Source organism: Flavobacterium tructae (assembly GCF_001853485.1).
Classification (GTDB): Bacteria; Bacteroidota; Bacteroidia; order Flavobacteriales; family Flavobacteriaceae; genus Flavobacterium; species Flavobacterium tructae.
In genome coordinates, this window is the sequence record NZ_MIKE01000022.1 from 549705 (window position 1) to 566718 (window position 17014).

The following is a 17014-nucleotide window of genomic DNA, read 5'->3' on the forward strand; positions in this document are numbered from 1 at the left end:
AGAATCTCAGTAGCTTAGCCTCTCAGAACCTAAGCTCCTCCAAGAAAAAACCTCTGAACCTTTGCAACTTTTCAAAAAAACCTCAGTGACTTAACCTCTCAGGACCTTAGTACCTCCAAAAAAAACCTTTTTAAAAAAAATCTCAGTACCTTAGCCCCTCAGAACCTAAGTACCTTTAAAAAAAATGAAACAAATTACTTCAGTACAAAATCCGTTTATAAAATCACTTGTTTTACTACAGGAAAAGGCCAAAGCCCGCAAACAAACCGGAACATTTTTGATTGAAGGCTTACGTGAAATTTCACTTGCAATAAAAGGAGGCTACGAAATAGAAACCGTTTTATTTTTACCTGAATTGGTTACTGAAAATCAGATTCATAAATTAGTAAACAGTCCGGTTCAACTCATTAAAATCAATAAAGAAGTTTATCAAAAACTAGCTTATCGCGATACTACTGAAGGCGTTCTGGCCATAGCTAAAACCAAATCGATGCTTTTATCAGATCTAAAACTATCTGATAATCCATTGATTATAGTGGCCGAAGCACCGGAAAAACCGGGAAACATTGGCGCCCTTTTACGTACTGCTGATGCCGCAAATCTTGATGCGGTATTAATTGCCAATCCAAAAAGCGATTTATACAATCCGAATATTGTACGCTCCAGTGTTGGCTGTTTGTTTACCAATCAGATTGCGACAGGAACGACAGCTGAAATCATAGCCTTTTTAAAAGAAAAAAAGATTGATTTTTACTGTGCTACGCTTCAAAATTCAACATCGTATCACACACAGGATTTCACCACTCCCACCGCATTGGTTGTGGGTACAGAGGCTACCGGCTTAACGCAGGACTGGCGAGATGCTGCTACTCAGAATATCATCATTCCCATGCAGGGCGAAATCGACAGCATGAATGTCTCGGTAGCTGCTGCAATTTTAATTTTCGAAGCCAAACGACAACGCGGATTTAACTAAACCAAAACATACCGTCATGAACTGCAAATTATCACTTTTAGCCTTATTATTTAGCTTTACTCTTTCAGCACAAATAACCAATCCGGAAGTAGATGATCTGGTCAACCGCACCCTAAAAGCATTTGATGTACCCGGAATTGCAGTGGCCATTGTAAAAGACGGAAAAGTAGTTTTGGCAAAAGGTTATGGTGTAAAATCAATTGCAACACAGCAAAAAGTAGATGCCAATACGCTTTTCGGGATTGCTTCCAACAGTAAAGCTTTTACCTCAGGAGCACTGGCAATGCTGGTTGACGAAGGTAAAATAAAATGGGATGACAGAGTGGTAAAATACCTTCCTGATTTTAAAATGTACAACGATTATGTAACCCGTGAATTCACGATTCGTGACCTGTTAACCCACAGAAGCGGACTTGGACTTGGAGCCGGAGATTTAATGATCTGGCCCGACGGAAGCGATTTTAAAGCACAAGATATTGTTCACAATCTAAGGTATTTAAAACCTGTTTCTGATTTTAGAACCAAATACGATTATGACAACCTGCTCTATATCGTAGCAGGCGAAATTGTACATGTAGTAAGCGGTAAAACCTGGGCCGAATTCGTAGAAGAACGCATCATGAAACCTTTGGAAATGAGTAATAGTGTAGCTTCAGTGAAACGTTTAAAAGACACCACAAACGTTATCACACCTCATGTTCCGGTTGACGGAAAACTCAAAACCATAAAACGTTATGAAAACCAACTTTTTGACGGAGCAGCCGGAATTTATTCCAGTGTAAATGATCTGAGCAAATGGGCCATACTACAACTCAACAACGGAAAATATGGCGATAACAAACCACTGTTTTCAGAAAAAGAACACAATGAAATGTGGCAATTGCAAACCATCATTCCAACCAAAACAAGACCGCCGTATAACACTCATTTCTCCGGTTATGGTTTAGGCTGGTTCCTGAGTGATGTAAAAGGATACAAACAGGTTTCACATACAGGAGGACTGGAAGGAAATGTAACTCAAACCACTTTGATTCCGGAATTAGGATTAGGAATTATTGTTTTAACCAATCAGCAATCGGGAGCAGCTTTTAGTGCCATTACCAATACGATAAAAGACAGTTACCTCGGTATTAAATCAGATGACTATGTGACGATGTACAGCAGCCGAATGAAAGACAGCGAAGCATCGGCCGATAAAGTAACCGATGAAGTTTGGGCAACTGTTGCTAAAAACAAAAAAGACAAACTAAAAACTGACTTTTCTAAAATTACCGGAACTTACAAAGACAACTGGTTTGGCGAAATTACCATTACCGGGAAAAAAGGAAAAGTATATTTTGCTTCCAAGCGCTCTCCGCAACTGGCCGGTGAGGTATTTTTCTATAAAGATGGAAATTACGTCGTGAAATGGAACAATGCTTTCTTTCACGCCGATGCACATCTGCTTTTCAAATACGACGAAAGTGGTAAAGTCCTTAACTTAAAAATGCTTCCAATTTCTGAATTAACTGACTTTAGTTACGATTTTCAGGATTTGGATTTTTCGAAAGAGTAATTTCAGGTTTCAAATTTCAAATTTCAAGTTTCAAGTTTCAAGTTTCAGGTTTCAAGTCGAAAACAAAATATAAAAACAGTTCTCTAAAACATGAAACCTGAAACGTGAAACAAAATAATTTCATTCTAAAATCAACCCTCCATTCCCTTGCGTATATTCAAACTTATTCTTATTTTTAGTACTTGAACTATGCCGTTATGATAGAAATAGATATTGAAAAAGAAAATAAAGCAATTGCACAAGAGTATAAAGAGTTACTTCGAATCAGTTACCAGACTTTAAGTCCAACCGACAAAAAACTTATCCGTAAAGCATTTGATGTTGCAGTTGATGCGCATAAAGAACAAAGACGTAAATCCGGAGAAGCGTATATCTTTCATCCTATTGCAGTTGCGAAAATTGTTGCTTCCGAAATTGGTTTGGGAGCGACCTCTATCGCTGCGGCCCTTTTGCATGATGTTGTTGAAGATACTCCCTTGACAGTAGAAGATATAGAGCGTTTGTTCAATCCGAAAGTTGCACAATTGGTAGAAGGTTTAACCAAAATATCATTGGTTCAGAGAGATCTGAATGCCTCCATGCAGGCCGAAAATTTCCGAAAAATGATTCTGACACTGAACGATGACGTTCGTGTTATTCTGATCAAACTGGCCGATCGTTTGCACAATATGCAAACCATGGATTCGATGGCGGAATACAAACAAACTAAAATCGCCTCAGAAACACTTTATATTTATGCCCCTCTTGCCCACCGTTTGGGATTGTACAATATCAAAACCAAACTGGAAGATTTAGGTCTGAAATATACAGAACCAAATGTATACAACGACATTGTAAGCAAAATCAGAGAAACAAAAGAAGAACAGGATGCTTATATCAAAGACATTTCAGATGTTTTAAAGAAATCTTTAGACAGTGAAGGTGTCGATTATGTCATTAAAGGACGTCCAAAATCTATTTACTCCATTCGTCGAAAAATGCGTGCTCAAAATGTAAGTTTTGACGAAGTGTACGATAAATTCGCCTTAAGAATTGTTTACAAATCAGATCAGCATGATGAAAAATTCGTAGCCTGGAAAATCTATTCCATCGTGACAGATCATTACAGACCGAGCCCGAGTCGTTTGCGTGACTGGATTTCCTCTCCAAAATCAACCGGTTACGAAGCCCTGCACATTACGGTTATGGGGCCAAAAGGCCGTTGGGTTGAAGTCCAGGTTCGAAGCGAACGTATGGATGAAATTGCCGAAAAAGGATATGCCGCACATTACAAATACAAAAACGGCGCAACCGAAGAAAGCGGTCTGGACGTATGGCTGAATTTACTTCGTGAAGCACTGGAGAATCAGGAAACCAATGCCGTAGATTTTGTTGAAGATTTCAAAATGAATTTGTATTCCAAAGAAATCTTTGTCTTTACACCAAAAGGAGAAATCAAATCACTTCCAAAAGGAGCCACATCACTTGATTTTGCTTTCAGCATACACTCTGAAATTGGAATTAAAACCCGAGGAACACGCGTCAATGGACGATTAGTGCCTTTGAATCACGAATTAAAAAGTGGCGATCAGGTTGAAGTTATAACCTCTGCCAATCAAAAACCAACTGTAAACTGGTTGGAATACGTGACAACTTCGCGCGCGAAAACCAAAATTAAAAATGTTCTGAACGAGAACACCAAAAAAATCGCCGAAGAAGGAAAAGAACTCCTTACCCGAAAATTAAAACATCTTAAAATCACCATTAACGAACAAGTTATCAATGAATTGGTTAACTTTTTCAAACTTAAAACCAGTTTAGATTTATTTTACAGAGTAGGTATTGGTGCGATCGAAAATCAACAATTAAAAGATTACGCGGCGCAAAAAAGCAATACGTTTATCAATTTCTTCAAAAATAAAATTAAGCGAAACAAAGACAACACCGCTTCAGAAGACATTCACAAACCCATCATCAGCAGTAACTACGACATGCTGGTTTTTGGAACGGAACACGACAAACTCGATTATAAACTCTCCCCATGCTGTAACCCGATTCCGGGAGATGATGTTTTTGGATTTGTAACCATCAATGAAGGAATCAAAGTTCATAAAAAAGACTGTCCAAATGCAATTGGCATGCAGTCAAATTATGCTTACCGTATCATGAGTGCCAAATGGATTGACTCTTCTCAGGAAGAATTCAAAGCCATCATCAACATAACAGGAATGGACGTTTTAGGACTTACCAATCAATTGACCAGAGTCATTTCGAACAACATGAGTGTAAACATCCAGAGCATTTCGTTAAGCACTGATGCCGGAATTTTTCACGGACAAATTGCTGTCATCGTTCAAAACAACACCATTTTGAAGAAAATGATCAATGCCATTAAAAAAATCGACGGAGTTGATAAAGTAACAAGAGAGTACAGAACTTAGGAATGGGTTATTGTTCCAGCTTTCAGATTATGAGTTCTGGATATTAAACTCCGAAACTTGAAACTTGAAACTTTAAACTTGAAACTTGAAACTTGAAACTTGAAACTTTAAACCTGAAACTCACAACACATAACTTTTTTAACCTATCTATAAGGGTTTTATAACTAAACTTTAAACCCGAAACTTTTATTCATTAAAAATAAAAAATTATCTTTGCCGGATATGACACTCATTTCAACTGACAACACTAGAAATCAAGAAATTGTAAAAAATGTTTTTACACTGTATCTTGAGCAAAAAGGGCATCGCAAAACTCCTGAGCGTTATGCTATACTTCAGGAAATTTACGATAGCGAAGAACATTTTGACATAGAAAACCTATACATCAAAATGAAAAACAAGAACTATCGTGTGAGTAGAGCTACATTGTACAACACGATTGAGCTTTTGTTAGACTGCGCTTTGGTTAGAAAACATCAATTTGGACAAAATCAGGCTTACTACGAAAAATCATATTTTGATAAACAGCATGATCACATTATCATGACGGATTCCGGTGAGGTAATTGAATTTTGCGATCCAAGAATTCAGACCATCAAAAAAACTATCGAAGAAATATTTGATATTGAAATTACAAATCATTCGTTGTATTTCTACGGAAACAAAAAACAAAAACAATAATTCCGAAAGGTCTTATTCAGAAAATATAAAAAAGAAAATTAACTACATTAATCAGTGGGGCAATACGGATTGCCTCAACGCAAATTAAAAGAGAATGACCGTAGATTTATTACTAGGATTACAATGGGGAGATGAAGGTAAAGGAAAAATTGTAGATGTACTTACCTCAAATTATGATATTATTGCACGTTTTCAAGGAGGACCAAACGCAGGACATACATTAGAATTTGACGGAATTAAACACGTACTTAGAACCATTCCTTCCGGAATTTTTCATAAAAAATCAGTAAACATCATTGGTAATGGTGTTGTAATAGACCCGGTGGTTTTTCAAAAAGAAATCGAAGGTTTAGAGAAATTTAACCTTGATATCAAAAGCAAACTGATCATTTCAAGAAAAGCACACTTAATTTTACCAACGCACCGTTTATTGGATGCTGCTTCTGAAGCATCTAAAGGAAAAGCAAAAATCGGATCTACTCTTAAAGGAATTGGACCAACTTACATGGACAAAACCGGAAGAAACGGATTGCGTGTTGGAGACATCGAATTAGAAGACTTTAAAGAGCGTTACAGAGCATTGGCTGACAAACATGAAGCTATGATTGCTTTTTATGATGTAGCGATTCAATACAATCTGGCTGAACTTGAAAAAGAGTTTTTTGAAGCTATCGAAGAATTAAAAAAATTAGATTTCATTGATAGTGAAGAATACATGTACCAGGCTCAAAAAGCAGGTAAATCAATCTTATGTGAAGGAGCTCAGGGTTCTTTATTAGATGTTGATTTCGGAACCTATCCGTTTGTAACTTCTTCAAACACTACAGCTGCCGGAGCTTGTACCGGTTTAGGAATTGCTCCGAACAAAATCAAAGAAGTATACGGAATTTTCAAAGCTTACGTTACACGTGTAGGTAGTGGCCCATTCCCTACTGAACTTTTTGACGAAGTAGGTGCAACAATGGCAAAAGTTGGAAACGAATTTGGATCCGTTACAGGAAGACAAAGACGTTGCGGATGGTTGGATTTAGTAGCTTTAAAATATGCCGTTCAGGTAAATGGAGTTACTCAGTTAATGATGATGAAAGGTGACGTACTTTCCGGATTTGAAACTTTAAAAGTTTGTACTGCATACAACTATAAAGGTGAAAACATCTCTCACTTCCCTTACAACATCGAGCCTGAAAACGTAACTCCTGTTTATAAAGAGTTTAAAGGATGGCAAGCTGATTTAACAGGAATGACGACTTACGATCAATTACCGGTTGAGCTAAAAGAATATATTGAGTTTATTGAAGCAGAAGTAGGAGTGCCGATCAAAATTGTATCGGTTGGACCAGACAGAAAGCAAACAATAACAAAATAACACCTCTAAACGCTCTGATAATCAGAGCGTTTTTTTTTATACCAAACATTTCTTATGATGAAAAATCCAAAAATTAAAGTTACCGAAACCCAATTATTATCAGACAATTGGTACCTGCTGAACAAAGTAACTTTTGATTACGAAATGAAAGACGGTAAAATAGAATCTCATATCCGTGAAGTGTATGACCGCGGAAATGGAGCTGCCATTTTATTGTACAACACCTCAAAGAAAACCGTTATCCTGACGCGTCAATTTCGTCTCCCGACCTATCTAAACAGCAATAAAAGCGGAATGATGATTGAAGTTTGCGCAGGACTTTTAGATCAGGATCATCCGGAGCAGGCTATTATTCGCGAAACCGAAGAAGAAACCGGGTATCGTCTACAGAAAGTAGAAAAAGTAATCGAAACCTACATGTCACCAGGATCAGTAACCGAAATTTTATACCTTTTTGTGGGAGAATATGACGAGACCATGAAAGTAAATGATGGCGGTGGATTAGACGCTGAACAAGAAAACATAGAGGTTCTGGAATATACTTTTGACGAAGCTTATGCCATGATTGAATCCGGCGAAATCACAGATGCAAAAACGATTTTATTGTTGCAGCATGCCAAAATAAAAGGTTTGATTTAAGATTTTTTGAGTATTTTAGATAAAACTAAAATCTATTAAATGCTCCATTTTAAAACATTCCTTTTTCTGTTTTTTCCTTGTCTGCTCTTTTCCCAAAATGAAAAATGGCCTGCCGCAAAACTAAAACAGGATTTATCAACTTTTAAGGAAATTCGAGAAAAAGCCAATTCAGGGGTTTATAAATACCGAACCAAAAAGCAGATCGAAAGTATTTATTCGTGGGCATTTTCAGAATTAAAAAAACCTAAATCGTTACTGGATTTCTACAAAATAATCCTAAAAATCACTGACTTCGAAGGTAGTGTGCACAACAATACAACTCTTCCTAATGAATTTCTAAAAAAATATACATCAGGAAAAGTTTTCTTTCCATATCCTGTAAAACTACTTGGTAATAAAATAATTATAAATTTTCAGAATTCCGAAATTCCGATTGGATCTCAAATTCATAAAATCAACGGCATTAAAATCGAGAAAATAATCTCTCGTTTCTATAAATATTACACGACGGACGGTTATAATCTTTCTGGAAAATCAATCGGAATCAGCGCTTCATTCGGAAGGTATTTCGAACTGGAATATGGCCCAAAAGAGCATTTTCTGGTTGAATATTCACTTCCTGATCAAACTCAAAAACAATCCAAAAAAGTTCTTGCTGTTTCGAACGAAACAAGAAAGGATAATTTTAAAAATCGCCATTCTCTGCCTGTAGACAGTCTGTATTATGGCAAAATCAAAAATAAATATACTTTTAAGATAAGTACACCAAATACAGCACTGCTTTCTATACCAACTTTTGCCATTGGAATGAATGCAGAAGACAAGGAGCATATTGTCTATAAAAAATATCTGGACAGCTGCTTTCAGTTTCTCACACTGCATCCTGAAATCAAAAATTTAATTGTAGATGTTCGTAGTAATGGCGGTGGAAGTGACCCCAACGATCTTGTCGCTTTTTCTTATCTGACACAAAAAACGTATCGGGAAAACACATCGGCATTTATTAATTTTCAAAAAGTTCCCTACCCCCAGTATTTCGTTTACGAAGAAACAGAACCCAAAAAACAACTGGAGGAACTAAGTGAATTTGAAGCCGAACTCAAAGAAGAATACCCTGAGTTGAAAGGCAAAACATATCTGCAAGATCCCAAATTCAATCGTTTATTACAGCCTGACAAAAATAATTTTCAAGGGCAGATTTATTTATTAATTAGTCCCAGAATCGCATCTGCGGGATCACTCTTTGCTTCTTTAGTTGCAGGCCATACCAATGCCATAATTATTGGAGAAGAGACAATGGGAGGTTACTATGGCCATAACGGACATACACCTGTGGGATATGAACTCCCAAATACAAAAATAAAAACGCAATTTTCGATTGTCAACTTAGAACAGGATGCCCCTAAGAAACCCAATCAGCTTTTTGGCAGAGGCGTAATTCCCGATCATGAGATCAAACAAAGCACGACTGATTTTATACAAAATAAGGATACACCGTTGGAATATACTTTTAAATTAATTGATCAGATGTAAAATGAAAATCCAACAAACTATTCAGGTAATTGTATAAACGATTTGACTGGTAATCAAATAACTTTACTAGTATAAAAAAATACAATTATGAGAAAGTTACGATACCCCTCAAGTATTTTACTACTGATCGTTCTAATTTTAATAAGTTCTTGCAAAAAGAATGAAACTACTGAATCTAAGAGCAAAGTCAAAAAAACGATCGAGTATAAAAAACCAAAGTCGATCTCTTATCATTTTGAAAACACCAAAGAATGGCTTAAAATCAATGCATCCGATAGCAGCAAGCTTCATATTGCCTACGCTCTAAACCGAACAGATCAAAAGAATTTTGTCAAAATGGACTCGGTTATTATTCCGGCTGATTTTACAGGTGATCTGGTCTATTATCTTCCGTTTCCTTTGCACGTTGCCGCCTTAGAAGAGGTTTCAAAAGTGATTCTTTTTTCTTATCCTTCTCAGGCATTTGCCGCTTATGAAAATGGAGAACTAATCTATACAGGCCCAACTAATATGGGAAGAAAAAAAGATCCTACTCCAACCGGATTATTCTTTACCAACTGGAAGGCCGAGAAAACAACCAGCACCTTCAATGACGAATGGGACTTAAAATGGAATTTTAATATTGAGAATAAACTGGGTGTTGGATTTCACCAGTACGATTTACCCGGATATCCGGCATCACATTCCTGTTTGAGATTACAGGAAAACGACGCCAAAGATCTTTACAAATGGGCTGATGAATGGGTCTTAAAAGACAGAGAAAACGTAGAAATAAAAGGAACTCCCGTAATCGTTTTTGGAAACTACCCTTTTGATGCACCAAAACCGTGGTTTGCATTGGTAAAAGATCCTAAAGCACTTGATCTCTCCGAATCAGAGATAGAAACGCAAATCCGGCCTTTTTTAAAAGAAATACTGGAAAACCAAAAACTTAGAGAAGCCGGACAAACTCCTACGCCCTGATTCTATTTTATAAAAAGCAACATCATTACAATCAGTCAAAACCATTTCTTAAAAGGTTCTGGCTGATTTTTTTTATAACATTTACGCCCCCACTAAACCTTTGAAACTTTGTGTCTTTGAAACTATTTAACATTTAAATGAATAAACGTTCATTTATTATTTATATATTTGCTACCTAATTAAAAACAAGACATGAACCATTCCCTTATAAAAAACAAAAAGATCGTCATTATTGGTGGCGGACCTGTTGGCTTAACAACAGCAAGAATTTTACAAATTAATGGTGCCGACGTAACGGTATACGAAAGAGATTTGAACGCTCAGGCCAGAACTTCGGGCGGAACACTTGATATTCATTTAGATTCTGGTCAGAAAGCAATTGAAAAAGCGGATTTAATGGCCGAATTCTATAAATATGCACGTCCAACCGGCGAAAAAATGGCCGACATGCACGGTAATATTACTTCGACTGAAATGCCTACTGAAGAAAACGCCTATGCACGACCTGAAATCGACCGCAACGATTTACGAAAAATCATGCTGGAGAATCTAAAAGAAAATACAGTAGTTTGGGACAGTCATTTAATCCATATAAAAAAAGCCGGAGCGCAATATCATTTAGAATTTAAGAATGGTACCACTGCGAGCGCTGATTTTGTAATTGTAGCCAACGGCGGAAGATCGAATGCCCGAAAATTTGTAACCGATCTGGAACCTCAACTTTCAGGAACCTATATTATTCAGGGAGAAATTGCTGATCCGAATCGCGATTATCCGGAATTCAAACCTAAATACGGTGATGGAAATGTAATGGCTATGGGAGAACACAAAATGTTCTACACTCACACATTACGTGACGGTTCAGTACATTTTGGAGTTTCTTTCAAAGCAGATGAAAATTGGATTTCAAACAACGGAATTGACTTTGAAAACCTCACTTCAGTAAGAGCTTTTTTGAATGAAACCTTTAAAAACTGGAGCGACGATTATAAAAAATTCTTTAACGCAGCAACTGATTTTTCCGGATTGCCTTTACGTTTGTTCTCATTAGAAGATTCCTGGAAAGAACACTCCAACATTACACTTGTTGGAGATGCAGCTCATTTAATGCCTCCCTTTGCCGGTGAAGGTGTCAATATGGGATTGTTTGATGCTTATCATTTAACCGAAAACTTAACCAACGGAAAATTTATCACCCTTCAGGATGCCATTGATGACTATGAACAAAAGATGTTTGGCTATGCTTTAGAAGCACAGCGTGAAACTACCAAAATGGAAATCTTACTGCACTCTGACAACACAACGGAAGACATTTTAAATAGCAGGATTGGCTAAAAAATCGAGTTATTAAAACTAGAAAAGGCATAAGAAACTAACTCTTATGCCTTTTGTTTTTTTTGTATAAAATTCTTGGCTTCCTTAGCAATCATTAACGCAAATTATATCAGCGCCTAATTATTACTGACATACAAATATCCCACCCTTTCTCTAAATACACCTGCTCTTTCATAACGAAGAATATAAAAGTAAGTTCCGGTAGGCACACCGCTCTTTTTAGAGATCGTAGCTCTTCCTTCGGATATACCCCTGAAAACATTGTTATTACCTCCATAATTATGGGTTTTAAAGATTTGAACTCCATTTCGATTGAATATTTCCACCGTATTATTAGGATAATTATGTAAGCCTGTAATTTTAAAATAATCATTCAAACCGTCACCGTTTATTGAAATCGCATTGTACACTATAACATCTGCAATTACAATCGAAGCTTCTGCCCTATTGTTCATTTCATTGATATCTACAGGATTGGAATTTTTCAAATAGGCTATATTAAGATAATCACCCAATTCTTTAACTTTTGCTGTTATCTTAAGCGTTTGATTTTCCTGTGCCTGTAAAACAGGTAACATCCAAATTCCATCGATGCTATTATAGCTCCCTGAAGAAGTCTGTGAAGTTACATAATCATATCCTGATGGAAGTTTTTCACTAATCACCACTTCCTTAACTGCATTTATCCCTAAGTTCTCTGCTGTTATCGTAAAAACTACCTGATGTCCAATTCCCGGTGTAGGATTATCGACTGTCTTTTTTAAACCCACATCCGAACAAGAATTAACCGCTACAGGAAAATCTATCAACACCAGAGGATCAAATTTCGAAACATCAATATACTCTGCTTTTACAGTTGCCTTCCCTGCACTATTCCATATAACCGTTACATAATCATCTGTAGATTCTCCTCCTGCAACAATTACACCTTCCTTAGAAACTATCCAATTATAATCTGACATTCCGCTGGCAACCTTGTATGTTGCTTCATCAAAAACACAGGCTCCACTATCCCAGTGAGGAGATTCGGTGGTACAGCTCTTCACAATTGTTTTTACAGCCAAACGTATTGGGCTCTCGCAAATTCCTGCTTTTAAAGAACCGTAATAAACTTTGTTGTCTTCTAAAGTTGTTGTTGCGGCAATAACATTTCCATTGTTAGCTGCATCATACCAAGTCACTCCTGATTCGTTTACTGCTAAATCAGCCACGGTTTTGTTGTCTGCTTTACAAAACTCTTGTGTGGTTTTGCTGGTCGTTGGTGTTTTTGGATCACTCAAAGTAACGGTTACCACCAATCTGGTTGAACTCTCGCAAGTTCCTGCTTTTAAAGAACCGTAATAGACTTTATTGTCTTCTAAAGTTGTTGTTGAAGCAACTGCATTTCCGCCTGTTGCTGCATCATACCAAGTCACTCCTGATTCATTTACTGCTAAATCAGCCACTGTTTTGTTGTCTGTTTTACAGAATTCCTGCGTGGTTTTGCTGGTCGTTGGTGTTTGAGGATCGCTCAAAGTAACCGTTACCGCTAATCTGGTCGGACTCTCGCAAGTTCCTGCTTTAAGCGAACCGTAATATACTTTGTTGTTTTCTAAAACTGTTGTTGAAGCGATTACACTTCCTGCTGTTGCCGCATTGTACCAGGTCACTCCTGATTCATTTACTGCTAGATCAGCCACGGTTTTGTTGTCCGCTTTACAAAACTCTTGTGTGGTTTTGCTGGTCGTTGGTGTTTTTGGATCACTCAAAGTAACGGTTACCAATAATCTGGTCGGACTCTCACAAGTTCCTGCTTTTAGAGAACCGTAATACAATTTATTGTTTTCTAAAGTTGTTGTTGAAGCAACTGCATTTCCATTGTTAGCTGCATCGTACCAAGTTACTCCTGATTCGTTTACTGCTAAATCAGCCACGGTTTTATTGTCTGTTTTACAGAATTCCTGCGTGGTTTTACTGGTCGTTGGCGTTTGAAGATCGCTCAAAGTAACGGTTACCGCCAGTCTGGTTGGGCTCTCGCAAGTTCCTGCTTTTAAAGAACCGTAATAGACTTTATTGTTTTCTAAAAGAATTGTTCCGGCAATAACATTTCCATTGTTAGCTGCATCATACCAGGTCACTCCTGATTCGTTTACTGCTAAATCTGCCACGGTTTTATTGTCCGTTTTACAGAATTCTTGAGTGGTTTTACTGGTCGTTGGTGCTTTTGGATCACTCAAAGTAACGGTTACCGCCAATCTCGTTGGGCTCTCGCAAGTTCCGGCTTTTAATGAGCCGTAATAAACTTTATTGTCTTCTAAAGTTGTTGTTGAAGCAACTACATTTCCTGCCGTAGCTGCATCGTACCAAGTCACTCCTGATTCATTTACTGCTAAATCAGCCACGGTTTTGTTGTCTGCTTTACAGAATTCCTGCGTGGTTTTAGTTGTCGTTGGCGTTTTTGGATCGCTCAAAGTAACCGTTACCGCCAATCTGGTTGGGCTCTCACAAGTTCCTGCTTTTAGAGAACCATAATAAACCTTATTGTTTTCTAAAAGAGTTGTTGAAGCAACTGCATTTCCTGCCGTAGCAGCGTCATACCAAGTTACACCAGATTCGTTTACTGCTAAATCTGCCACCGTTTTGTTGTCTGTTTTACAGAATTCTTGCGTGGTTTTACTTGTAGTTGGTGTTTTTGGATCGCTCAAAGTAACCGTTACCGCCAATCTGGTTGGGCTCTCACAAGTACCCTCTTTTAAAGAACCGTAATATACTTTATTGTTTTCTAAAAGAGTTGTTGAAGCAACTGCATTTCCTCCAGTAGCTGCATCGTACCAAGTCACTCCTGATTCATTTACTGCTAAATCAGCCACTGTTTTGTTGTCTGTTTTACAGAATTCTTGTGTGGTTTTGCTGGTTGTTGGTGTTTGAGGATCATTTATTGTAATGTTAATCGATTCTGAAAAATAACACCCTCCAATAGTATTTATTTCCACTTTATACGAACCACTTTGAGCAGTCGTTACATTATCTAATGCCAATTGCGTTGCATTAGATGTAGTACCATCCGTCAGCGTCCATATAATCGAAGTAACTGGTCCCACGTCACTTATATCCAGTTTCAAACTATCTCCTTTACAATAAGAACTTTTCCCCTTTATTAATGGATCAGGTTTTGCTCTTAAAATTAAGGCTTGATCTACCTCATAGCAAGCCGTTTTGGCTCTTACCACATAATTGCCCGCTTCCAATCCTTTAAAAACTGGGCTCGTTTGACCATTAGCAGGAAAGGCCGCATCTGTATCTTTTTTAATAAAATAAGTTACGGTATCCGTATCTAATGTATTATTTACCTTAACATAAAGGTCTCCTGTGGTATTGCCAGCGCAGACGATTCCTCCCGATTGAGAGAGATCAAAAATAGGGAAATTGGATTTTACACTTAAAGATACAGTTGTAGTATTGCCCCACAAATCACCTGGCTGCGAAAAATTATTTCCTGTTATGTAATTTTTCGCTATACCAATTTCATAGTCTCCCGAAATTTGCGGTTGAAAACTAAAATCAAAAACTCCTTTAGCCAGTGTAACCCCAATAACAGAATTTATGTTGCCTTCTCCTGCAACAGGTCCTTTAAATGTATTAACATAAAACCTTGGTGTCGAATATAAACCTTCTAATTTACTGCTAATTATAGCACTGCCTACTGCTGAAACCGTTACAGTTGCTTTTTTTATGTAACGATCACAGATGGAAGGAGAAACCTCATAAGAAGCTTTTGTAATTTCAATCTTGGTAAAGTAGGTGTCCAATACTACATCAAAAACTTCATTAAAACAACCGGAATCTTTTACCCTGATTTTATAAGTTCCAGGTGTTAAATCATTTCCTAACCTGAAATTACCCGTCTTTTTTCCTGAATTATCTAAAATTTGTACAACTGTCAATGCCGAGGGACCGCTTTCCAAACTAATCGTTACTGCTCCTTCCAGGCCAACAGTTCCAGTAACTCCTATCGGCGCATTCATGCCTAAGGCCGATTTACCAAAATACTGAGCACTAGGACCTGTAAGAATTTGTATTTGACTTTTTAAATCACTCGTGGGCGGGCTGAAATAAACCGGATCAATAAAAACATTGTTTTTATCACTAATATTTTTCTTTGTCGCGCTCGAAGTATCATTTCTAAAAAAATAAGATGGTGCTTCTGTACCAGCATTATCTGTTATTTTTACAGTATAAGTCTCACCAATATCTAAAAGACAATTTACAAGACCTATATCGAGTCTTCCATCAGTAAGAGTATAATCCGTTTTAATACCTGTTGCATTATTAGTAACTTCCAAATTATAGGGCAGGCATCCTGTCATCGCCCAATTTGCCCCCATACCATTACCGCTTAATCGTACTTTTCCTGTAGTACTGCAATTAGTATTAGCCGGATCATCAACAATACGAAAGTCAAATTTAAACGCCAAAGGTTTACCTATCGACGATGCCCCATAATCCTGCGTTATTGTTCGTGACAGTCCACAATAGGTGCCCGTAAGACGAACCTCTCCCCATTCAGAGCGATCCGAAGGCAATACAAACCTTTGTTCAGCCTGTGCACGTGTTAAATTATCATATACATCCCAGCCTGTGCCGTTTTGGATTTCTAATTTGTATCGAATACTGCTGGTAGCATCATTAAAACCGACTAAAAAATCCGGAGTAGTATTGATGTAAAAATGACTTACGACAGCTTTAAATCCGTTCACCAGAGTGGCACTTTTAACACCTGAACAAACATCTCCTGTCGTATTATACACTATATCAACATCGCTATTGCTCAAAGATGTTTTTGTTACAATCTGTAAATCACTAGACTTGAATATTACATTTGCTGAAAGTGTTACGGTATTGAGCGAAGTAGTCGTTGCCCCGCAGTTGTCTGTTAGCTGTACTTTATAAGCTCCCGGAAGCAGATTTGTAAAGTTATAATTGGTCAAAGAGGTTGTTATTTTCTGCACTTCACTGTTATCTGAAGCATTGAGAAGGCTTATGGTGTAAGGCCCATTTCCTCCCGAAATTCTAACTGAAACAGTTCCTAAAGGATCAGGATCGTTACCACAGTAGGTATAGTTTTTTGCACTAACAGAAGTAATCGTGGGTGAAACTGTAGAGAACGAACTTCCTACATTTATAGAAGCTGCCGCCCTAACAAAAGTAGTACCGTTATAATAGCCATAATAGTAATCTCCCGTTGCGAGATTGATAAAAACAGGATCCGGACTTGTGATAACAGTTGCCTCGTTAAAAGGTAATTTTGCAATTGCATAAGTAATCGGAACTGTTACATTATTCACTGTAACGGTAATACTTCCGTTTCCCACACAAGACGTGTTACTTGCAACGGCCGTGATAGTTACCTGTGCATGACCTGCATAAGACAATACATATAATAAAATAAGAACTATTTTAAACCAACAATTTTTCATATAATGTGGTACCTAATTTTTTAACGTTTTTGGAACATTTAATCATTTTTATCTCGCACATTCAGAAAACTACCTTTATAAATTTGCAGC

At 37.3% G+C, this 17014-nt stretch carries 10 protein-coding genes; 9 read left to right on the forward strand and 1 reads right to left on the reverse strand.

Going from position 1 to position 17014, the window contains the following annotated elements; all coding sequences use genetic code 11:
* The first annotated feature begins 184 nt into the window (after nt 1-184).
* From BHE19_RS10090 to BHE19_RS10130, 9 genes are all read left to right on the forward strand, one after another.
* The gene (locus BHE19_RS10090; RefSeq protein ID WP_070907002.1) at nt 185-976 is read left to right on the forward strand and encodes a TrmH family RNA methyltransferase; all 792 of its coding nucleotides are present in this window, start codon (nt 185-187) and stop codon (nt 974-976) included.
* A 16-nt stretch (nt 977-992) separates the two neighbouring features.
* Nucleotides 993-2531 carry a serine hydrolase gene (locus tag BHE19_RS10095; RefSeq protein WP_070907003.1) on the forward strand — a complete coding sequence of 513 codons (1539 nt, stop codon included), beginning with the start codon at nt 993-995 and terminating at the stop codon, nt 2529-2531.
* A gap of 197 nt (nt 2532-2728) precedes the next feature.
* Complete coding sequence (locus tag BHE19_RS10100) at nt 2729-4951, forward strand: RelA/SpoT family protein (protein ID WP_017495396.1); 2223 nt, start codon at nt 2729-2731, stop codon at nt 4949-4951.
* 222 nt (nt 4952-5173) lie between these two features.
* Entirely contained in the window at nt 5174-5632 is a 459-nt protein-coding gene (locus tag BHE19_RS10105; protein WP_017495397.1) for a Fur family transcriptional regulator, read from the forward strand.
* Nucleotides 5633-5726: 94 nt separating this feature from the next.
* Nucleotides 5727-6998: an adenylosuccinate synthase gene (locus BHE19_RS10110; protein ID WP_017495398.1), complete on the forward strand. Its 1272-nt coding sequence runs from the start codon at nt 5727-5729 to the stop codon at nt 6996-6998.
* 57 nt (nt 6999-7055) lie between these two features.
* Nucleotides 7056-7637 (forward strand): NUDIX domain-containing protein, encoded by a 582-nt coding sequence (locus tag BHE19_RS10115; RefSeq protein ID WP_207544117.1) that lies wholly within the window; start codon nt 7056-7058, stop codon nt 7635-7637.
* A gap of 39 nt (nt 7638-7676) precedes the next feature.
* Nucleotides 7677-9170: a S41 family peptidase gene (locus BHE19_RS10120; RefSeq protein ID WP_070907005.1), complete on the forward strand. Its 1494-nt coding sequence runs from the start codon at nt 7677-7679 to the stop codon at nt 9168-9170.
* 87 nt (nt 9171-9257) lie between these two features.
* Nucleotides 9258-10133 carry a L,D-transpeptidase gene (locus BHE19_RS10125; RefSeq protein WP_070907006.1) on the forward strand — a complete coding sequence of 292 codons (876 nt, stop codon included), beginning with the start codon at nt 9258-9260 and terminating at the stop codon, nt 10131-10133.
* Between the two features lie 192 nt (nt 10134-10325).
* Nucleotides 10326-11468 carry an FAD-dependent oxidoreductase gene (locus tag BHE19_RS10130; protein ID WP_070907007.1) on the forward strand — a complete coding sequence of 381 codons (1143 nt, stop codon included), beginning with the start codon at nt 10326-10328 and terminating at the stop codon, nt 11466-11468.
* A 116-nt stretch (nt 11469-11584) separates the two neighbouring features.
* Here the strand turns inward: BHE19_RS10130 and BHE19_RS10135 are convergent, their stop codons facing one another.
* Nucleotides 11585-16924: an Ig-like domain-containing protein gene (locus tag BHE19_RS10135; RefSeq protein ID WP_083342510.1), complete on the reverse strand. Its 5340-nt coding sequence runs from the start codon at nt 16922-16924 to the stop codon at nt 11585-11587.
* Nucleotides 16925-17014 lie beyond the last annotated feature (90 nt).

Excerpts from the sequence above, each read along its gene's own strand:
- BHE19_RS10110 (WP_017495398.1), top strand. The coding sequence starts at position 5,727 with ATGACCGTAGATTTATTACTAGGATTACAATGGGGAGATGAAGGTAAA.
- BHE19_RS10135 (WP_083342510.1), bottom strand. The coding sequence starts at position 16,924 with ATGAAAAATTGTTGGTTTAAAATAGTTCTTATTTTATTATATGTATTG.
- BHE19_RS10125 (WP_070907006.1), top strand. The coding sequence starts at position 9,258 with ATGAGAAAGTTACGATACCCCTCAAGTATTTTACTACTGATCGTTCTA.
- BHE19_RS10090 (WP_070907002.1), top strand. The coding sequence starts at position 185 with ATGAAACAAATTACTTCAGTACAAAATCCGTTTATAAAATCACTTGTT.
- BHE19_RS10095 (WP_070907003.1), top strand. The coding sequence starts at position 993 with ATGAACTGCAAATTATCACTTTTAGCCTTATTATTTAGCTTTACTCTT.
- BHE19_RS10115 (WP_207544117.1), top strand. The coding sequence starts at position 7,056 with ATGAAAAATCCAAAAATTAAAGTTACCGAAACCCAATTATTATCAGAC.
- BHE19_RS10130 (WP_070907007.1), top strand. The coding sequence starts at position 10,326 with ATGAACCATTCCCTTATAAAAAACAAAAAGATCGTCATTATTGGTGGC.
- BHE19_RS10120 (WP_070907005.1), top strand. The coding sequence starts at position 7,677 with ATGCTCCATTTTAAAACATTCCTTTTTCTGTTTTTTCCTTGTCTGCTC.
- BHE19_RS10100 (WP_017495396.1), top strand. The coding sequence starts at position 2,729 with ATGATAGAAATAGATATTGAAAAAGAAAATAAAGCAATTGCACAAGAG.
- BHE19_RS10105 (WP_017495397.1), top strand. The coding sequence starts at position 5,174 with ATGACACTCATTTCAACTGACAACACTAGAAATCAAGAAATTGTAAAA.